The following is a 19170-nucleotide window of genomic DNA, read 5'->3' as shown; positions in this document are numbered from 1 at the left end:
TAGCGTCCGCGGCGCCGCTGCGGGGGCTCCGCCCCCGGACCCCCGCGCCTCAAACGCCGGCGGGGCTGGAAAACCCAGCCCCTCCGGCGTTTGAGGAGCGGGGTCTGGGGCGGAGCCCCAGGTCTTTTCACCCGCGCGGGGTGTGGTGCCGAGCCCGGCTAGACGTAGCGTTCCAGGATCGAGGACTCCGCCAGGCGGGACAGGCCCTCGCGGACGCTGCGCGCACGCGCCTCGCCGACGCCGTCCACCGTCTGCAGGTCGTCGACGCCGGCGGCGAGCAGCTTCTGCAGGCCGCCGAAGTGCTCCACGAGCCGTTCGATGATCGCGCCCGGCAGCCTCGGCACCTTGGCCAGCAGCCGGTACCCGCGGGGCGACACCGCCGAGTCCAGGGTCTCGGGCGAGCCCGTGTACCCCAGCGCCTTCGCCACGATCGCCAGTTCCAGCAGCTCCGGATGGGTCAGCGCGTCCAGTTCCGCCAGCGCCTCGTCCACCGTGCGGGAACGCTTGGCCGTCGGCTCCGGCACGTAGTCCCGGATGACCAGCTCACGCTCCTGCTCGATGCCCACCGTCAGCTCGTCCAGCTGCAGCGACAGCAGTCGCCCGTCCGTGCCCAGTTCGACCACGTACTCGGCGATCTCGGTCGCGATCCGGCGGACCATTTCCAGCCGCTGCGCGACCGCCGTCACGTCGCGGACCGTGACCAGGTCCTCGATCTCCAGCGCCGACAGCGTGCCTGCGACCTCGTCCAGGCGCAGCTTGTACCGCTCCAGCGTGGCCAGTGCCTGGTTCGCCCGCGAGAGGATCGCGCCGGACTCCTCGAGGACCCGCCGCTCGCCGTCCACGTACAGGGCGATCAGCCGCATGGACTGGGAGACCGACACCACCGGGAAGCCGCACTGCTTGGAGACGCGGTCGGCCGTGCGGTGACGCGTACCGGTCTCCTCCGTCGGGATCGACGCGTCCGGCACCAGCTGCACACCGGCCCGCAGGATCTTGGTGATGTCCTTGTCGAGGATGAGCGCGCCGTCGAGCTTGCACAGCTCCCGCAGCCGGGTCGCGGTGAACTCCACGTCGAGGACGAAACCACCGGTGCACATGGCCTCGACGGACTTGTCCATGCCGAGGACGATGAGCCCGCCGGTGTTGCCGCGGACGATCCGTTCCAAGCCGTCACGCAGCGGCTGACCAGGTGCGACCGCGCTCAGCGAGGCGCGCATCATGGCCTCCTGCTTGGAGCTCGCGCCCGACTTTCCGGATGCTGCTGCCCCGTCCTTGGCTGCCACTGCACTCCTCCGGTCGCGGGTTGCGCCGCCCCGCGCCGCGGGCACGAGGACGTGCGTACGGCCGGGCGGACCAGGCCAAAGTCTACCGGCGCGCGCTGCGGCCCCGCCGTGGCTTGGCCAGGTAGGGCGTGCGGGGGCCCCGTACGGACCCCCTGACCAGGGCCGGTGGCCCGTCAGCCGCTGCCCCGTCAGTCGGTGGCCCGCTCCTTGGCCGGCGTACGGGAGCGCCCGCGCGGCAGCACCCGCAGCGCGTCCCCCATGTCGGCCACCTCGATCACCTTCATCCCGGCCGGAACCTTCCCCGGATCCGCCGGGACCAGCGCGTGCGTGAAGCCGAGCCGGTGCGCCTCGGCGAGGCGCCGCTGCACGCCGGTCACCCGCCGCACCTCGCCGGCCAGGCCGACCTCGCCGATCGCCACGAGGTTCTTCGGCAGCGGCACGTCACTGGCGGCGGAGGCCAGCGCGAGGGCGATGGCCAGGTCGGCGGCCGGCTCGGTCAGCTTCACCCCGCCCACGGTCGCGCTGTAGATGTCGCGCTTGCCGAGCGCCGTGATCCGGCCGCGCTGCTCCAGTACCGCCAGCATCATCGAGACGCGCGAGGTCTCCAGGCCCGAGGTGGTGCGCCGGGGGGAGGGGATCTGGGAGTCCACGGTCAGCGCCTGCACCTCGGCGACCAGCGGGCGCTTGCCCTCCAGGGTCACGGTCAGACAGGTGCCCGGAACGGCCTCGGCGCGGCGGGTCAGGAACAGCCCGCTCGGGTCGGCGAGCCCGGTGATGCCCTCGTCGTGCAGTTCGAAGCAGCCGACCTCGTCGGTGGCGCCGTACCGGTTCTTGATGCCGCGCACCAGCCGCAGCCGCGCGTGCCGGTCGCCCTCGAAGCTCAGGACGACGTCGACGAGGTGCTCCAGCAGCCGGGGGCCGGCGATGGCCCCGTCCTTGGTCACGTGGCCGACGAGGAGGGTGGACATGCCGCGTTCCTTGGAGGCCCGGATGAGCGCCCCGGCGACCTCGCGCACCTGGGCCATGCCGCCGGGCGCGCCGTCGATCTCGGGGGAGGCGACGGTCTGTACGGAGTCCAGGATCAGCAGGGAGGGCTTCACGGCGTCGAGGTGTCCGAGCACGGCGGACAGGTCCGTCTCGGCGGCCAAGTAAAGGTGATCGCTGAGCGCGTCGATGCGGTCGGCGCGCAGCCGCACCTGGCTCGCCGACTCCTCGCCGGTGACGTACAGGGTGCGGTGCTCCTCGCTCGCCGCCTTCGCGGCGACGTCCAGGAGCAGCGTCGACTTCCCGACGCCGGGCTCGCCGGCGAGCAGGACGACGGCGCCGGGCACGAGCCCGCCGCCGAGGACGCGGTCCAGCTCGTCCACGCCGGTGCTTCGGGCGGTGGCCGTCCGGCCGTCGACCTGGCCGATCGGCAGGGCGGCGGTGGAGACCCGGCCGGCGGCGGTGGTCCGCACGGCGGGTGCGCCCATCTCCTCGACGGTGCCCCAGGCCTGGCACTCGGGACACCGCCCGAGCCATTTCGCGGTCGTCCAGCCGCAGTCGGTACAGCGGTAGGACGGCCGGTCCTTGGCGGATGAACGAGCGGTGCGGGCAGCCATGCCGCTCACGGTAGCCGCCCGCACCGACAACGCGGCGGGAGGGCTCCGCGGCCGCCGGAGCCGTCCCACGTCAGGGGCCACGTCAGCGGACCACCGATCTGTTCACCCGTAAGGGCTAAAAGTGGGGAAGGCTTCCAGGGCGCCACCGGCGTGCCGCCTACGGTCGCCAGGTGAACAGCAGCAACCAGGCACACCCCTCAGCGCGCACCGGCGCACACCGGGCGCACGGGCGCACGCACAGCGAGGGGGAGCAGCCGCCCCCCTTCCGGCACGAGCCTTACCTGGACGGTCTGTTCACGTACTGCCTGTCGGTCCTGTGTGACCACGACACCGCCACCGACGTGCTGGGCGACGTCCTCGCCGTGGCCGAGCGGCACCCCGGCCGCTGCCCCGACGAGGGGGACCGGCGGGCCTGGCTCTACGCGCTCGCCCGCTGGGGCTGTCTGCGCCGGCTGGCAGAGCAACGGCGCACCCGGCCGGGAGCGCATTCCGCCCGGCGTGCGCCGGAGCACACCGAGCGCGACCGTGCGCCGGGGGGTGACACGGCCCCGGGGGCCGCCGCGGACGCCGGACGCGGCCCGGACGCCGGACGCGCCCCGGACGCACACCGGCCCGTTGACGTGAACGCCTACCGCCGTACCGAGCTGGCCCGGCTCGCCTGGCCCGAGGCCGCCGGCACCACGCCCGCGCAGCGCGAGGCCCTCGAACTCGCCGTCCGCCACCGTCTCGGCGTCCCCGAGCTCGCCGCCGTCCTCGGCACGCCCCCGGCGACCGCCCGCGAGCTCCTGTCCGGCGCCGCCTGCGAGGTGGAGCGCACCCGCGCCGCCCTCGCCGTCGTGGAGACCGGGAACTGCTCCGCCGTCTCCCTGCTCACGGGCGACGACGGGGACGGGGACGGTGACGGAAACGTGCTGCTGTCCAGCACCCTGCGCGCCGAACTCGTCCGCCACGTCGACGATTGCCCGCGGTGCCGCCGCGTCGCCGAACGCGTGGGCGTCGCCGCCCCCTGGCCCGGCTCCGGCGGCATCAACACCGCCGCCCTCCCGCTCGTACCCGCCCCCCGCACCGCCGTCCACGCGGCGATGCTCCGCTCCGGCCGGGGCCGCGGCCGCGGGCCGGGCCCGCGCTTCGACCGCACCGGCTTCCCGATGGACCCCAGGGACCGCGCGGCCCGCCGCGACCGGCTGCGAGCCCGGGCGGTGACCACGACCGTCGTCGCCACCGTCGTCGCCGCCCCGGTGCTCGCGCTGTGGGCGGCGTACCGCGGCGCCCCCAGCACGGGCGAGCCCGTCGGCGGCGACTCCACCCGCATCTCCGCCAGCGAGTCCGAACTCCCGACGGCGCGCACCGACGGGCGCCCCCTGACGGCGTACGAGAACACCGGCAACGCGGCCAGCACCACCGGCGGCCCCGGCTTCGCCCAGAGCAGCGACGACTCCGACGTCTCCGTCGAGGTGATCAGCACCGGCCCGCCGGCCGGAGCCGACCACGCCGGAGTACACGCCGGCCACCTCTCCATCGCCGCGTCCTCCCGCGGCTCCCTCACGCTGCTGACCCTCACCGCCTCCGGCGGCGCCCCCGTGGACTGGCGGCTCTGGTCCGACGCGCCGTGGCTGCGCGCGAGCCGCACCGCGGGCACGCTGGCCCCCGGAGAATCGGTCACCCTACGGATCGCCGTGGACCCCGAGGCCCAGCCCGTGGGCGCCTGGACGGCCCGGGTCGGCGTCGATCCGAGCGGCGCGGTGGTCTCCGTCCAGGGCCGCGGCCGCCCCGCAGCGACCCCGACGCCCACGCCGGACCCGACGCAGCCCTCGCCGCCGTCGCCGACCCCGGACCCGACGCAGCCGTCCACGCCGACCCCGACGCCCACGGAGCCGACGATCCCGCCGCCGTCCCCGACGCCCACGCCGACCGCGACGCCGCCGGACGGCTCAGGCGGAACGGTTTCCCCGGCCCCGGGCCCGGACCCGTCGGGCTCCCCGGGCTAGCGGCACACCGCCCGGCCGACCGGACCGGACCGGCCGGGGCAGCTCAGACCGGGTCCGCCGGGTGCGGGGCCATCGGCAGCAGGGAGGCCAGCCGCGCCTCGCACAGCTTCACGAGCGCCTCGTACCCCTCCTTGCCCATCAGCTCCGTCAGCTCGGCGCGGTACGACACGTACACCGGGTCCCCGGCGCCGTGCGCGGAGGTGGCCGACGTACACCACCAGTGCAGGTCGTGGCCGCCGGGACCCCAGCCCCGGCGGTCGTACTCGCCGATCGACACCTGGAGCACGCGGGTGTCGTCGGGCCGTTCGATCCAGTCGTACGTCCGGCGGATCGGCAGCTGCCAGCAGACGTCGGGCTTGGTCTCCAGCGGTTCCTGGCCGCTCCTCAGCGCCAGGATGTGCAGCGAGCAGCCGGCGCCCGCGGGGAACCCCGGCCGGTTCAGGAAGATGCACGCGCCGTCCCAGCGGCGGGTCTGCTTCTCCCCGTCGTCGTCGTACTGGGTCCAGCCGCTCTCACTGCCCACGTCGTGGAACTGCCACAGCTCGGGCGTCAGCCGGGCCACGTGCTGCGCGACGCGCTTCTCGTCGTCCTCGTCGGAGAAGTGCGCGCCGAGCGTGCAGCAGCCGTCGGCCGCCCGGCCCGCCTGGATCCCCTGGCAGCCGCTGCCGAAGATGCAGGTCCAGCGGGAGGTCAGCCACGTCAGGTCGCAGCGGAAGACCTGCTCGTCGTCGGCGGGGTCGGGGAACTCCACCCACGCCCGGGGGAAGTCGAGGCCCTTCTCGTCGGAGACGACGGGGGGCTTGCCCTTGCCGTTCCTGCCGCCGCTCTTGCCCGCGGCGTTCTCGGCGCCGGCGTTCTTGCCCGCGGTGGTGTCCTTGCCCGTGTCCTTCTGCGACCGGGTCTTGTTGGCCTTCTTCGTATTTGGCACAAACCCAAGCCTAAGCGCCCCTTACAGAACCCCCGAGCGTTCCTCGCAGTAGCGTTTCCCCCTATGAGACTCGGTGTCCTGGATGTGGGTTCGAATACGGTCCATCTGCTGGTGGTGGACGCGCACCCCGGCGCGCGCCCCCAGCCGGCGCACTCCCACAAGGTGGAGATGCGGCTGGCGGAGCTCCTCGACGGGGGCGGCGCCGTCACCCCCGAGGGCGTGGAGCGCCTCGTCTCGGTGATCGCCGACGCCGTGCAGGCCGCCGAGGACAAGGGCTGCGAGGACGTCCTCCCCTTCGCGACCAGTGCCGTGCGCGAGGCCACGAACGCCGACGAGGTCCTGAAGCGGATCAAGGCCGAGACGGGCGTCGACCTGCCGGTGCTGAGCGGCGAGGACGAGGCCCGGCTGACGTTCCTGGCGGCCCGCCGGTGGTTCGGCTGGTCCGCCGGGAAGCTGCTGGTCCTGGACATCGGCGGCGGCTCGCTGGAAATCGCGTACGGCATCGACGAGGACCCGGACGCGGCCGTCTCGCTGCCGCTGGGCGCGGGCCGCCTCACCTCGGGCTGGCTCCCGGGCGACCCGCCGGACGCGCTGGACATCCGGGCGCTGCGGCGGCACGTGCGGGCGGAGATCGCCCGCACGGTCCGCGAGTTCAGCCGCTTCGGGGTCCCCGACCACGTGGTGGCGACGTCGAAGACCTTCAAGCAGCTGGCCCGGATCGCGGGCGCCGCCCGCTCGGCGGAGGGCCTGTACGTGCAGCGGGACCTGAGCCGCAAGTCCCTGGAGGAGTGGGTGCCCCGCCTGGCGGCGATGACCACGGCCCAGCGCGCGGCCCTCCCCGGTGTCTCGGAGGGCCGGGCGAACCAGCTCCTGGCGGGCGCGCTCGTCGCGGAGGGCGCGATGGACCTCTTCGGTGTCGACGAGCTGGAGATCTGCCCCTGGGCCCTGCGCGAGGGCGTGATCCTCCGCAGGCTGGACCACATGCCGACGGGATCCTGATCGGGATACCGGGGGCCGCCGCCCGCCGGGGTCAGCCCAGCCGGAGCGCGCTCGTGACGCCGGCGTGGTCGGACGGCCACAGGCCCGAGGGGGTGCGGTCGGCCGGGGTCTCGCCCACCAGCTCGGCCGTCAGCGCGTTGATCTTGCCGCGGAAGAGGACGTAGTCGATGCGCTGGGTGAGGCCGGAGGCGGCGCTGCGCAGCTCGGGGGCCCGGCAGCAGGTGAAGCCCGGGGTGCGGGGGCGGTGCCGGTTGGCGGTCCAGACGTCCTGGAAGCCGGCGGCCAGGAGGCGCTCGTAGCTCCGGGTGGCGGTCGCCGGCGTCGCGCCGACCCCGCCGGCCGCCGAGTTGAGGTCGCCGAGCAGCACGGTGGGGAGCCCGGTGTCCAGCGGGCCCGCGAGCAGCTCGGCGGCCTGTGCTTCCTGGACGGCGGGTGCGGCGGGTTCGAGACGGGTGGTGACCACCCGGGCGGTGCGGCCGCGGAGCGTGACGTCGGCCGAGACCCAGCCGCGCTCGCTCTTGAGGGCCGGACCGGGCGGGCAGCCCAGCGCGGGCCGGCAGACGGAGACGTGGTCGCGGAACCGGGCGGCCCGTGCGTGGGCCACGGAGAAGGCGCGCGCGGGCAGGTCGGTGCGGGCCAGGAGCACGTCGCGGTCGGTGAGGCGGATGTCCTGGAGGCCGCCGGGCGTGGAGCGGGTGGCCTCGAAGTCGCCGCCGACGCTCACGCCCACGGCGGCGTAGTGCTTGCCGCGGGCGGTGAGCTCGTCGAGGAGGATCCGCAGGAAGTCGTACTCGACGTGGGTGGCGCCGCCCGGTCCGGCCGGGCTCTGGCTGCGCCACAGCACCGCTTCCTGGAGGCCCACGAGGTGGGGCTCGCTCTCGGCGATCTCGTCGGCCAGCGCCGCGGCCCGCTCCGTGAAGTCCGTCGCCCGGACGCCCGCCCACACCGCCCCCACCGCGGCGACGAGGTCCTGCGGGGTGGTGGCGGCGAGGACGGGGGCGAGGTCGGCGCCCAGGTGGAGGTTGCGGGTCGTGACCCGCAAGGGGGTCCGGCCCCCCTCGGCGGCCGAGGCCGTGCCGAGCGATCCGGTCGCGAGCAGCGCGAGCGCGCACAGGGCGGATGTGAGCCAACGGCGAGTCATGCGGGCAGCCCTCTCGGTGAAAAGCGGGCGGACACCCGCATCCTGGCCGCAACCTAAGACGGTTGACGGAGCGTCGCGATCCAGATGTGGGCCGGGCGGCCTACGCCCGTCGCGGGCGGAGACCGGCCACGGGCGGGCCCGGGCCGGCGCAAGGTGGCGGCCGTCACGTACCGGGCGGGCGTCGGCCCCGTACCCTGTCTCCGTGGCAGAACCAGTCCGCGTCCCGACCGCGAAAGTCGCCCTCTCCACCGCCTCCGTCTATCCGGAGTCGACGGCGACCGCCTTCGAGATCGCCTCGCGCCTCGGGTACGACGGCGTGGAGGTCATGGTCTGGACGGATCCGGTCAGTCAGGACGTCGACGCCCTGCGCCGGCTGTCGGACCACCACCAGGTGCCGATCCTCGCCGTGCACGCGCCGTGTCTGCTGATCACCCAGCGCGTGTGGTCCACCGACCCGTGGACCAAGCTGCAGCGGGCGCAGGCCGCGGCCGAGCGGCTCGGCGCGTCCACCGTCGTCGTGCACCCGCCGTTCCGGTGGCAGCGCCAGTACGCGCGGGACTTCGTCACCGGCATCTGGCGGATGGCCGACGAGACGGACGTCCGGTTCGCCGTGGAGAACATGTACCCCTGGCGCTACCGCGACCGCGAGATGCTCGCGTACGCACCCGAGTGGGACGTGACGAAGGACGACTACCGGCACTTCACCGTCGACCTCTCGCACACCGCCACCGCCCGTACGGACGCCACCGCCATGATCGACCGGATGGGTGAGCGGCTCGCGCACGTCCACCTCGCCGACGGAAACGGTTCGGCGAAGGACGAGCACCTGGTCCCGGGGCGGGGTACGCAGCCCTGCGCCGAGCTGCTGGAGCGGCTCGCCCGGACCTCCTTCGACGGGCACGTGGTGATCGAGGTGAACACGCGGCGGGCGATGTCCTCCGCCGAGCGCGAGGCCGACCTCGCCGAGGCGCTGGCCTTCACGCGGCTGCACCTCGCCACCGCCACCCGGGACGGGGCGCGGCGGGCATGACGGCGGGAGCGGAGAAGCCGCGCCGCCGCGGTCCCGGCCGGCCCCGGCAGGACGAGGCCGACGAGGGGCCCGGCACCCAGGAGCGGATCCGGCTGGCCGCCCGCGAGGTGTTCGCGGAGCGCGGGTACGACAAGACGTCCGTACGCGGCGTCGCGAAGGTGGCGGGGGTGGACCCGGCACTGGTCCACCACTACTTCGGCAGCAAGGACGACCTCTTCGCCGCCGCCATCGAGATGAGCCTGGAGCCGGCCCTCGTGGTCCCCGCCATCGTCGGCAGCGGACCCGACGGCATCGGGGAGCGGCTGGCCAGGTACTTCCTGGGCGTCTGGGAGAACCCCGTCACCCGGGCCCCGCTGCTCGCCGTGATCCGTTCCGCCCTCACCCACGAGGCGGCCGCGAAGGTGCTGCGCGGGCTGGTGCTGCGGCGGGTCCTGGAGCGGGTCGCCGCCGACCTCGACGTCCCCGATCCGACCTTCCGCGCCGAGCTCGCCGCCTCCCACATGGTCGGCATCGCGATCCTGCGCTACGTCGTCCGGGTCGAGCCCCTGGCCTCCGCGGACGCCGAGGACATCGTGGCGCTCGTGGCCCCCACGCTGCAGCGGTACCTGACCGAGGAGTGAGCCGGTCGTCCCGTCATGCGGACAGGGCGTCCGGATCGCGGGCGGTGGGCGTAGCCTCGTATCTGAGCCATATCCGCAGTCGCGGCTGTCCTTCCACAGCCGCACTCATGGGGAGTGAAACCGCATGCCCGAGCTGAGGTCCCGCACCGTCACCCACGGCCGCAACATGGCAGGCGCTCGTGCGCTGATGCGCGCGTCGGGCGTAGCGAGCGAGGACATCGGCAAGCCGATCATCGCGGTCGCCAACTCCTTCACCGAGTTCGTCCCGGGCCACACCCACCTCGCGCCCGTCGGCCGGATCGTCTCCGACGCCATCCGCGCCGCCGGTGCCATCCCCCGCGAGTTCAACACCATCGCGGTCGACGACGGCATCGCCATGGGCCACGGCGGCATGCTGTACTCCCTGCCCTCCCGCGACCTGATCGCGGACTCGGTCGAGTACATGGTCGAGGCGCACTGCGCCGACGCCCTGATCTGCATCTCCAACTGCGACAAGATCACCCCGGGCATGCTGATGGCCGCCATGCGCCTCAACATCCCCGTCGTCTTCGTCTCCGGCGGCCCGATGGAGGCCGGCCAGGCCATCCTCGTCGACGGCACCGTCCGCAAGCTCGACCTGATCGACGCCATGGTCGACGCCTCCAACGAGAACGTCTCCGACGAGGACGTGCTGCGCATCGAGGAGAACGCCTGTCCCACCTGCGGCTCCTGTAGCGGCATGTTCACCGCCAACTCGATGAACTGCCTCGCCGAGGCCATCGGCCTCGCCCTCCCCGGCAACGGCTCGGTCCTCGCCACGCACACCGCCCGCCGCGCCCTGTACGAGGACGCCGGCCGCACGGTCGTCGAGATCACCAAACGGTACTACGAGGACGGCGACGAGTCCGTCCTGCCGCGCAACATCGCCACCCGCGAGGCCTTCGAGAACGCCATGGCCCTCGACATCGCGATGGGCGGCTCCACGAACACGATCCTCCACCTCCTCGCCGCCGCCCAGGAGGCGGGCCTGGACTACGACCTCACCGACATCGACGCCGTCTCCCGCCGCGTCCCGTGCCTGGCCAAGGTCGCCCCGAACGTGGCGCCCGGCGGCACGTACTACATGGAGGACATCCACCGGGCCGGCGGCATCCCCGCCATCCTCGGCGAGCTGCACCGCGGCGGCCTCCTCAACAAGGACGTCACCACGGTCCACTCCGAGGGCCTGGAGGACTGGCTCGCGAAGTGGGACGCCCGCTCCGGCACCGCCTCCGGCACGGCCATGGAGCTGTGGCACGCGGCCCCCGGCTGCAAGCGCTCCGCCACCGCCTTCTCCCAGTCCGAGCGCTGGGACACCCTCGACCTCGACGCCGAGGGCGGCTGCATCCGCTCCGTGCAGCACGCGTACTCCAAGGACGGCGGCCTCGCCGTCCTGCGCGGCAACATCGCCGTCGACGGCTGCGTCGTCAAGACGGCCGGCGTCGACGAGTCGATCTGGACCTTCGAGGGTCCGGCGGTCGTCTGCGAGTCCCAGGACGAGGCCGTCGACAAGATCCTGCGCAAGGAGATCAAGGCCGGCGACGTCGTCGTCATCCGCTACGAGGGCCCGCGCGGCGGCCCCGGCATGCAGGAGATGCTCTACCCGACCTCGTTCCTCAAGGGCCGCGGCCTCGGCAAGGTCTGCGCCCTCGTGACCGACGGCCGCTTCTCCGGCGGCACCTCGGGCCTGTCCATCGGCCACGCCTCCCCTGAGGCGGCCTCGGGCGGCGACATCGCCGTCGTCGAGGACGGCGACCGCATCCGCATCGACATCCCGAACCGCTCCATCGAGCTCCTCGTCCCCGAAGCGGAGCTGGCCGCCCGCCACCAGGCCCTCGGTGGCATCTACGCGCCGAAGAACCGCGAGCGCAAGGTCTCCGCGGCCCTGCGCGCCTACGCCGCCATGGCCACCAGCGCCGACAAGGGCGCGGTCCGCGACGTCACCCGCCTGGGCTGACACCGACCCCCACGGCGCCCCCGCACCCCCCGGTGCGGGGGCGCCGCCGTCTCACCACCCGCCCGGATCCCCCGCCGCCACCGCGAACACCGACCCGTCGGGCGCCCCCGCGAACACCCGCCCACCCCCGACGACGGGCGCGGGCAGCGTGGAGGTGTAGCCCTGCTCACCGCCCAGCCTGGGCTTCGTCTGCCCCAGGAGCCGGCTCGCGCCGTCGACGGCCAGCAGCCGCCCGTCGGAGGCCGTCAGATGGATCCGGCCGTCGTGGACCACCGGCCGCGAGCCCACGGCCACGCCCGTCTCCAGCCGCCACTCCTCGCGCTCCGCCCCCACCGCGGCCAGGGCGCCCGAGGTACCGAAGACGTACACCCGGCCCTCGGGGCCGACCGTGGCCTGGGCCTCCAGCAAGGGCGAGGAGAGCGGGATCCGGCGTACGGCCCGCGTCGTCAGGTCCACCCGCACGACCGCCCTGCTCACAGCGCCGGACGCGGACCGCGTGTCACCCTCCAGCAGGTAGAGCCCGCCGGCCGCCGCGCCGACCGGTTCCAGCAGCGCCGGACTGCGGACCTGCCAGCGCACCGAGCCGTTCGCGGCATCGACGGCGGAGACCTGGGTCGACTTCCCGTCGGCTCCCTGCGCGCAGAGGTACAGGCCGGCGCCCCCCGACGGGTCCGGTTCGGCGAGCCACGCGGCGCCGGCTCCGCCGAGGCGCTGCTCCCAGCGTGTCCCGCCCGTGGCCGCGTCGAGCATGGTGGCCCTTCCGTCCGCGCTCGTGACGAGCAGCAGACTTCCCACCGGCACCACCCGCCCGCCCTCCGGCAGGGCCCGCTTCCACCGCTGCGTACCGGCTGCCGCGTCCAGGGCCCGCAGGATCCTTCCGCCGTCGTCCACCGCGAACACCAGTCCCGCGGCGTGCAGCGGAGCCGTATGGGGTGTCATCCGCGATGCGGGTGCCGCTCCCGGCACGGACCACATCACCGAGCCGTTGGCGGGGTCGAGCCGGGCGGCCGCCAGCCCCGGCCCCGAGCAGTAGAGGGCTCCTGCCGACCACGAGCAGGCCGGAACGGGATTGCCCCCGCTCCCTTCGCCCAGGCGCACCGCCCACGGCGGGCCGGCCTTCGCCCCGGGACCGGGCTCCGCGGTCCCCGCGTGCACGGTGGAGTGCGCGGTCGGATCCGCGTCCGTCCCGTACGAGAGGTATCCGCCGAGCGCCCCACCGCTCAGCAGCAACGCGCCGCAGACCGACAGGACCAGCCGTGACCGCCGCCGCGGCGTGGGTACGGCCTGCTCGGCGACGATCCGGTCCCGCCGGTGGGTGACCTCTTCCAGCCGGTTCGGTCCGCGCGGCCCGGGGATGAAGGCCCGGGTGTCCTCCGACGTCGGATAGGCCAGGGCCCGCAGTTCACCGATCAGCGCGTCGGGGGTCGGGCGTTCGGCGGGGTTCTTCGCGAGGCAGGACTCGACGACGGGGATCAGGGCCGTCGGAAGACCGGTCAGATCGGGGTCGTGGTGGACGACCTGGTACGCCACCAGATAGGGACTGTCGGAGTCGAAGGGGCCGCGCCCGGTGGCCGCGTGCACGAGTACGGCGCCCATCGCGAACACGTCCGCCGCGGGTCCCACTTCCCTGGGCCGCTGGAACTGCTCGGGTGCCATGAAGGGCGGTGTCCCGATCAGCTTCCCGGTCTCGGTCCGCAGGTCGCTGTCGGTCGGCCGGGAGATCCCGAAGTCGATGACCCGCACTCCGTCGGGCGCCATCAGAACGTTGCTGGGCTTCAGGTCCCGGTGCACCACACCGGCCCGGTGGATGTCCCGCAGCGCCTCCGCGAGTCCGGCGCCGAGCCGGGCCAGTTCGGTCGGATCGAGCACCCGCTCCCGCACCCGCTCGGCGAGTGTCGGCGCGTCGATGAACAGGGTGGCCATCCAGGGCCGCTCGGCGTCCGGATCCGCGTCCACGACGGGCGCGGTGAACGCCCCGCTCACCCGACGCGCCGCGGCGACCTCCTGCCGGAACCGGGCCCGGAACTCCGGATCCACCGCGTGCTCGGGATGCACGATCTTGACGGCGAGTTTCAGTCCCGACGCGGAGGTGGCGAGGTGGACGACGCCCATACCGCCCGAACCCAGGACGGATTCCAGCCGGTACTGCCCGGCGTACTCCGGAAAGCCCGCCCGATCCCTGTGCAGCGACTGCACCGCTGACCACCCCCGCCGGAGCCTAGTCGATGGCACCTGGCGATCTCCAAGGTCCTGCTACCCTGCGCGAGTTGCGCAGCGCAACGCTCAGGGGGGAGTTTTCGCATGTCCGAAAAGAGTGAGTCCGGCCAGGTCCAGAGCCTCGCCGCGGAGTCCGGTTTCCAGACCTTTCCGGTCGCTCCCGGCTACCGCGTGAACGTCCGCAGCGGCCCGGGCACCAGCTACTCCATCGTCAAGGTCCTGCCGTACGACTCGTACGTCTCGATCCGCTGCCAGGGTCCCGGTACGACGGTCTCCGGTCCGTACGGCACGACGGACATCTGGGACTGCATCGGCAACGGCCAGTTCGTCTCCGACGCCTACGTCAAGACGGGCAGCGACGGCTACGTCGCCACCCGCTGCTGACGTTCGCCGGCCTTCCGAGCGAGTGTCCGTCCGGGGACCCGTCTGACACGTGAGACACACCCGGCCCGGCCGGCCCGGCGGGAGATAATCGCTGCCGTGAGCGACGACCAGCGAGACCAGCCCCTTCCCCGGCAACCGCTGGGGGGACCCCCGACCGAGCCGGCCGCGCAGGCCCCGGACGCCGTCGGCCCCGAGCCGGAGCCGATCCCGTTCTTCGGCACCACCTGGGTGAACCACGACGGCGGCTACGCCCTGCGCCGCGCCGGCGTCGCGATCGGCTCGCTGCTCACCGCCGTCGCCGCCGCCCTGCTGCTGCGCCTGTCCTACGAGGGCCTGGAGATCGGCAACGTCGGCCCCTTCCTCAGCATCTCGGTCGTCGTCCTCTTCGCGATCGCCAGCGCCATCGCCTTCGTCAAGACCTGGGACTCCTTCAGCCGCCGCCCCGCCCCGTCCTCCGACGAAGCCGCGCTCAAGGGCCTGAAGGCGATCGGTTTCATCGGCTCCCTGATCGCGTACTTCCTGCGCTGCCTCGGCGAGGCCCCGGGTGAGAAGCTCCGCCGTGCCGAGTACGAGCGGGCCCGGGCCGACTTCGCCCGCCGCCGCAGCTCCCGTACGGGAAACCCGGCCGCCCGCCGCCCCAAGCGCAAGAAGTAGCCCGAGCCCGGGCCCGGGCCCCGCAACCGAACCCGTAACCGACGGGCGATTGACGTCCGGCACAGCCAGGAGCATTATTCATCACATGATGAATAACCCGTCCGGGGGAGCCCCGGCAGCTGTGCACGCCCACGGCCTGACCGTCCGACGCGGAACCGGCCGCACCCCCCGCACCGTCATCGACTCCATCGCCTTCGACGTCCCCCGCGGCCGCATCACCGGCCTCCTCGGCCCCTCCGGCTGCGGAAAATCCACCCTCATGCGCGCCATCGTCGGCACCCAGGCCCACGTCACCGGCACCCTCGACGTCCTCGGCCGCCCCGCCGGCCACCCCGAGCTCCGCTCCCGCATCGGCTACGTCACCCAGGCCCCCAGCGTCTACGACGACCTCACCGTCCGGCAGAACCTCGACTACTTCGCCGCCGTCCTCGACCCTGGCCGCGCCGCCGCGGACCGCCGCCGCGACACCGTCACCCGGGCCATCGCGGACGTCGACCTCACCACCCGCGCCGACGCACTCGCCGGCAACCTCTCCGGCGGCCAGCGCAGCCGCGTCTCCCTCGCCGTCGCCCTGCTCGGCACCCCCGAGCTCCTCGTCCTCGACGAACCCACCGTCGGCCTCGACCCCGTCCTGCGCCGCGACCTGTGGAACCTCTTCCACGACATCGCCGCCACCCGCGGCGCCACCCTCCTCGTCTCCTCCCACGTCATGGACGAAGCCGAGCGCTGCCACGACCTCCTCCTCATGCGCGCAGGCCGCATCCTCGCCCAGGACACCCCCGACGCCCTGCGCACCCGTACCCGCTCCGCCACCGTCGAAGAGGGCTTCCTCCGCCTCGTCGACGAAGCCAACGCACTCGCCGCCCAGGAGACGACGCCGTGAACACTGCCCGCACCACCGCAACCGCCGCCCGCGTCCTGCGCCAGCTCCGCCACGACCCGCGCTCCATCGCGCTGATGCTCCTGGTCCCCGTACTGATGCTCACGCTGCTGCGCTTCGTCTTCGACGGCAACCCCCGCACCTTCGACAGCATCGGCGCGTCCCTGCTCGGGATCTTCCCCCTCATCACCATGTTCCTGGTGACCTCGATCGCCACCCTGCGCGAGCGCACCTCCGGCACCCTCGAACGCCTCCTCGCCATGCCGCTCGGCAAGGGCGACCTCATCGCCGGCTACGCCCTCGCCTTCGGCGCCGTGGCCGTCCTCCAGTCCCTCCTCGCCACCGGCCTCGCCCTCTGGACCCTCGGCCTCGACGTCGTCGGCTCCCCCTGGCTGCTCCTGCTCGTCGCCCTCCTCGACGCCCTCCTCGGCACGGCCCTCGGCCTCTTCGTCTCCGCCTTCGCCGCGTCCGAGTTCCAGGCCGTCCAGTTCATGCCGGCGGTGATCTTCCCCCAGCTGCTCCTCTGCGGCCTCTTCGCCGCCCGCGACACCATGCACCCGGTCCTCGAAGGCCTCTCCGACGTCCTGCCCATGTCGTACGCCGTCGACGGCATGACCCAGGTCCTCACCCACACCGACATGACCGCCGACTTCGTCCGCGACGCCGTGATCGTCGCCGCCTGCGCCCTGCTCGTACTCGCCCTCGGCGCGGCCACCCTCCGCCGCCGGACGCCTTGACTCCTACGGGCCTGACCGCACTCCGGACGGCCCCGCCCCGCCGGCCGCCCGGGTGCAAGGATGAAGACGTATAGGCAGCTCACGCGCAAGACACAGTTCGGCGAGGTGGATCGGGCATGACCCAGACAGTCGCAGTCCTCGGTACCGGCAAGATCGGCGAGGCCCTGCTCAGCGGAATGATCCGCGGCGGATGGCCCGCCTCGAAGCTCCTCGTCACGGCCCGCCGCGCCGACCGGGCCGAGGAACTGCGCACCCGCTACGGCGTCGAGGCCGTCTCCAACGCCGAGGCCGCCAAGCGCGCCGACACCCTCATCCTCACGGTCAAGCCCCAGGACATGGCCAAGCTCCTCGACGAGCTCGCCCCGCACGTCCCCGCCGACCGCCTCGTCATCAGCGGCGCCGCCGGCATCCCCACCTCCTTCTTCGAGGAACGGCTCAGCCCCGGCACCCCCGTCGTCCGCGTCATGACGAACACCCCCGCCCTCGTCGACGAGGCCATGTCCGTCATCTCCGCCGGCAGCCACGCCACCGCCGAGCACCTCGCCCACACCGAGGAGATCTTCGGCGGCGTCGGCAAGACCCTGCGCGTCCCCGAGTCCCAGCAGGACGCGGCCACCGCCCTCTCCGGCTCCGGCCCCGCGTACTTCTACTTCCTCGTCGAGGCCATGACCGACGCCGGCATCCTCCTCGGCCTGCCCCGCGCCCAGGCCCACGACCTGATCGTCCAGGCCGCCATCGGCGCCGCCGTGATGCTCCGCGACAGCGGCGAGCACCCGGTCAAGCTCCGCGAGGCCGTCACCTCTCCGGCCGGCACCACGATCAACGCCATCGTCGAGCTGGAGCGGCACGGCGTCCGCGCCGCCCTCATCGCCGCCCTCGAAGCGGCCCGCGACCGCAGCCGCGAGCTCGCCTCCGGCAACAGCTGAGCCACCCGTACCGGTGGGGGTCCCGCAGCACGCGGGACCCCCACCCGTCACGGCTCCAGCAACCCGATGGCCCGGTACGCCCGGTCCACCACGGGCCGCGCCAGCTCCCGGGCCCGCCCTGCCCCCTGCCGCAGCACCTTCTCCACCTCCGCCGGATCGCCGGCCAGCTCCGCGTGCCGCTCCCGCACCGGCCGCAGCAGTTCGACCACGGCGTCGGCGACATCCCGCTTGAGCGCCCCGTACCCGCTGTACCCCTGCGCCAGCACGGCCGGATCACCCCCGGTACAGGCCGCCAGGATGTCCAGCAGATTGGCGACACCGGGCCGCGCCTCCCGGTCGTAGACCACGCCGCCGTCCCCGCTGTCGGTCACCGCCCGCATCACCTTCTTGCGCACGACCCCGGGCTCGTCCAGCAGATAGACGATCCCCGCCCCGTTCTCGTGGGACTTCCCCATCTTCGAGGTCGGCTCCTGCAGGTCCATGACCCGCGCGGCCACCGCCGGGAGCGTCGCCTTGGGCACGGTGAAGGTGTGCCCGTACCGCTGGTTGAAACGCACCGCCAGATCGCGCGTCAGCTCCACGTGCTGCCGCTGGTCCTCCCCGACCGGCACCTCCTGGGTCTCGTACGCCAGGATGTCGGCGGCCATCAGCACGGGATAGGTGAGCAGCGACAGCCGGACGCCCTCCCCGGAGGCCTGCGCCTTCGCCGCCTTCTCCTTGTACTGGATCATCCGCCGTAGTTCCCCGTCGGTGGCGGTGCACTCCAGGAGGTACGCCAGCCGCGTGTGCTCGTCGACGTGACTCTGCACGAAGAGCGTGCACCGCTGCGGATCCAGCCCGGCGGCGAGCAGCAGCGTCGCCGCCTGCCGGCTCAGCCTCCGCACGCGCGCCGGCTCGTGTTCGACGGTCAGCGCATGGAGGTCGACGACGCAGAACAGCGCCTCGTCCGGCTCCTGGTCGGTGGCGACCCACTGCCGTACGGCCCCCAGGTAGTTCCCCAGCGTCAGATGACCTGTCGGCTTGACCCCGCTGAAGATCCTCGTCATGTCCTGCTCTCCCTGTGTGTGGTGTGAGTGGTCTCGGGGCCACCGCGTCGGGCGACCGAGCCACTCCCGGGAGGGGAGAAACAAGAACGGCCGCCGTAGCGGCGGCCGTGAGCGCATGCGTGCTCGCGTGGAAGGTCGGCCGCCGTCAGGCGGCCCACCAGCGAAGGCTGGGCGTGAGCACATGCGTAGTCATGGGCCCAGGGTAGAGGGCCGGGGAGGAGGACGGGGCGGGTTTCGGGAGGCCGCGCGTCGCCGGTCAGCCGGGGGTTGACACAGGTGTGCCCGATCCGTAAGGTTCTTCGAGTTGTCCGAAGTGAGCGCTGACCTCGGTCGGTCCCCGGACAGCCATCCCGCACTACACATTCGAACGAACGACGCACTCCGTCGTCTTGTTTTCATGCGTATTTGCGAATGAGGAATCCGCGTCCGAGGACGCCGCCGCCGATTAGGTTCGGGGGCAGGGAATCCGCTACTGTCTCACTCGCCGAAGGGGCCAAACAGCCCCGAGGCAAAGCCCGCTGACCGGGAGTCAGGCCCGAAAGGATCTGATAGAGTCGGAATCGCCGGAAAGGGAAAGCGCGAAAGCGGCTGGAACTGGAAAGCGCCGAGGAAGTCAGGCCCGAAAGAGTCTGATAGAGTCGGAAACGCAAGAACACAGCAAGAACGCAGAACGAAAGCCCGGAGGAAAGCCCGCGAGGGTGAGTACGAAGGAAGCGTCCGTTCCTTGAGAACTCAACAGCGTGCCAAAAATCAACGCCAGA

The 19170-nt window shown here is 73.1% G+C and carries 16 protein-coding genes; 10 read left to right on the top strand and 6 right to left on the bottom strand.

The annotated features are described in order from the left end of the window. Window positions 1–158: 158 nt before the first annotated feature. Both disA and radA read right to left on the bottom strand, forming a co-directional pair. Entirely contained in the window at window positions 159–1283 is a 1125-nt protein-coding gene (gene disA, locus ACZ6JT_RS17570; protein ID WP_469210767.1) for a DNA integrity scanning diadenylate cyclase DisA, read from the bottom strand. A gap of 188 nt (window positions 1284–1471) precedes the next feature. Beyond that, window positions 1472–2884 carry a DNA repair protein RadA gene (radA, locus tag ACZ6JT_RS17565; RefSeq protein WP_469210766.1) on the bottom strand — a complete coding sequence of 471 codons (1413 nt, stop codon included), beginning with the start codon at window positions 2882–2884 and terminating at the stop codon, window positions 1472–1474. Window positions 2885–3054: 170 nt separating this feature from the next. Between radA and ACZ6JT_RS17560 the strand changes: the two genes are divergently transcribed. Beyond that, on the top strand, window positions 3055–4872 hold the full coding sequence (locus tag ACZ6JT_RS17560; protein ID WP_469210764.1) for a BACON domain-containing protein: 1818 nt from the start codon (window positions 3055–3057) through the stop codon (window positions 4870–4872). 43 nt (window positions 4873–4915) lie between these two features. On the opposite strand, the gene ACZ6JT_RS17555 is transcribed toward ACZ6JT_RS17560, so the two are convergent. Next, window positions 4916–5800: a DUF3109 family protein gene (locus ACZ6JT_RS17555; protein WP_469210763.1), complete on the bottom strand. Its 885-nt coding sequence runs from the start codon at window positions 5798–5800 to the stop codon at window positions 4916–4918. Between the two features lie 63 nt (window positions 5801–5863). On the opposite strand from ACZ6JT_RS17555, the gene ACZ6JT_RS17550 reads away from it, so the two are divergent. After that, on the top strand, window positions 5864–6799 hold the full coding sequence (locus ACZ6JT_RS17550; protein ID WP_469210762.1) for a Ppx/GppA family phosphatase: 936 nt from the start codon (window positions 5864–5866) through the stop codon (window positions 6797–6799). A 31-nt stretch (window positions 6800–6830) separates the two neighbouring features. On the opposite strand, the gene ACZ6JT_RS17545 is transcribed toward ACZ6JT_RS17550, so the two are convergent. After that, window positions 6831–7940: an endonuclease/exonuclease/phosphatase family protein gene (locus tag ACZ6JT_RS17545; RefSeq protein WP_469210761.1), complete on the bottom strand. Its 1110-nt coding sequence runs from the start codon at window positions 7938–7940 to the stop codon at window positions 6831–6833. A gap of 202 nt (window positions 7941–8142) precedes the next feature. Here ACZ6JT_RS17545 and ACZ6JT_RS17540 point away from each other — a divergent pair, with 202 nt between their 5' ends. From ACZ6JT_RS17540 to ilvD, 3 genes are all read left to right on the top strand, one after another. Beyond that, a complete protein-coding gene (locus ACZ6JT_RS17540; protein WP_365471861.1) occupies window positions 8143–8970 on the top strand; it encodes a sugar phosphate isomerase/epimerase family protein in 828 nt (275 codons plus the stop codon). Continuing rightward, window positions 8967–9590, top strand: coding sequence for a TetR/AcrR family transcriptional regulator (locus ACZ6JT_RS17535; RefSeq protein ID WP_385814124.1), 624 nt, complete (start codon window positions 8967–8969; stop codon window positions 9588–9590). Before ACZ6JT_RS17540 ends, ACZ6JT_RS17535 begins: the two co-directional genes overlap by 4 nt. Window positions 9591–9714: 124 nt before the next feature. Then, window positions 9715–11565: a dihydroxy-acid dehydratase gene (gene ilvD / locus ACZ6JT_RS17530; protein ID WP_469210759.1), complete on the top strand. Its 1851-nt coding sequence runs from the start codon at window positions 9715–9717 to the stop codon at window positions 11563–11565. 51 nt (window positions 11566–11616) lie between these two features. Here ilvD and ACZ6JT_RS17525 read toward each other — a convergent pair whose 3' ends face one another. Further along, window positions 11617–13761 (bottom strand): serine/threonine-protein kinase, encoded by a 2145-nt coding sequence (locus ACZ6JT_RS17525; RefSeq protein WP_469210757.1) that lies wholly within the window; start codon window positions 13759–13761, stop codon window positions 11617–11619. Between the two features lie 105 nt (window positions 13762–13866). Between ACZ6JT_RS17525 and ACZ6JT_RS17520 the strand changes: the two genes are divergently transcribed. The 5 genes from ACZ6JT_RS17520 to proC all read left to right on the top strand — a co-directional run bounded on the left by ACZ6JT_RS17520 (window position 13867) and on the right by proC (window position 17363). Then, entirely contained in the window at window positions 13867–14166 is a 300-nt protein-coding gene (locus ACZ6JT_RS17520) for a peptidase (RefSeq protein ID WP_469210755.1), read from the top strand. A gap of 96 nt (window positions 14167–14262) precedes the next feature. Beyond that, window positions 14263–14820, top strand: a complete 558-nt coding sequence (locus tag ACZ6JT_RS17515; RefSeq protein WP_469210753.1) for a hypothetical protein — start codon at window positions 14263–14265, stop codon at window positions 14818–14820. Window positions 14821–14905: 85 nt separating this feature from the next. After that, window positions 14906–15703 carry an ABC transporter ATP-binding protein gene (locus tag ACZ6JT_RS17510; RefSeq protein WP_469210751.1) on the top strand — a complete coding sequence of 266 codons (798 nt, stop codon included), beginning with the start codon at window positions 14906–14908 and terminating at the stop codon, window positions 15701–15703. Next, complete coding sequence (locus ACZ6JT_RS17505; RefSeq protein ID WP_469210749.1) at window positions 15700–16437, top strand: ABC transporter permease; 738 nt, start codon at window positions 15700–15702, stop codon at window positions 16435–16437. Before ACZ6JT_RS17510 ends, ACZ6JT_RS17505 begins: the two co-directional genes overlap by 4 nt. A 116-nt stretch (window positions 16438–16553) precedes the next feature. Continuing rightward, the gene (gene proC, locus ACZ6JT_RS17500; protein WP_030720587.1) at window positions 16554–17363 is read left to right on the top strand and encodes a pyrroline-5-carboxylate reductase; all 810 of its coding nucleotides are present in this window, start codon (window positions 16554–16556) and stop codon (window positions 17361–17363) included. A gap of 47 nt (window positions 17364–17410) precedes the next feature. On the opposite strand, the gene trpS is transcribed toward proC, so the two are convergent. Beyond that, window positions 17411–18409, bottom strand: coding sequence for a tryptophan--tRNA ligase (trpS, locus tag ACZ6JT_RS17495; protein WP_469210748.1), 999 nt, complete (start codon window positions 18407–18409; stop codon window positions 17411–17413). Window positions 18410–19170 lie beyond the last annotated feature (761 nt).

Source organism: Streptomyces sp. NPDC046308 (genome assembly GCF_055588065.1).
The sequence above is the reverse complement of the archived record's forward strand: the minus strand, read 5'-3'. Positions and strand labels throughout refer to the sequence as shown.

Bases quoted from the DNA above. Each gene is read 5' to 3' on its own strand.
- radA (WP_469210766.1), bottom strand. From the start codon at position 2,884: ATGGCTGCCCGCACCGCTCGTTCATCCGCCAAGGACCGGCCGTCCTAC.
- ACZ6JT_RS17550 (WP_469210762.1), top strand. From the start codon at position 5,864: ATGAGACTCGGTGTCCTGGATGTGGGTTCGAATACGGTCCATCTGCTG.
- ACZ6JT_RS17545 (WP_469210761.1), bottom strand. From the start codon at position 7,940: ATGACTCGCCGTTGGCTCACATCCGCCCTGTGCGCGCTCGCGCTGCTC.
- ACZ6JT_RS17535 (WP_385814124.1), top strand. From the start codon at position 8,967: ATGACGGCGGGAGCGGAGAAGCCGCGCCGCCGCGGTCCCGGCCGGCCC.
- ilvD (WP_469210759.1), top strand. From the start codon at position 9,715: ATGCCCGAGCTGAGGTCCCGCACCGTCACCCACGGCCGCAACATGGCA.
- ACZ6JT_RS17520 (WP_469210755.1), top strand. From the start codon at position 13,867: ATGTCCGAAAAGAGTGAGTCCGGCCAGGTCCAGAGCCTCGCCGCGGAG.
- ACZ6JT_RS17510 (WP_469210751.1), top strand. From the start codon at position 14,906: ATGATGAATAACCCGTCCGGGGGAGCCCCGGCAGCTGTGCACGCCCAC.
- proC (WP_030720587.1), top strand. From the start codon at position 16,554: ATGACCCAGACAGTCGCAGTCCTCGGTACCGGCAAGATCGGCGAGGCC.
- trpS (WP_469210748.1), bottom strand. From the start codon at position 18,409: ATGACGAGGATCTTCAGCGGGGTCAAGCCGACAGGTCATCTGACGCTG.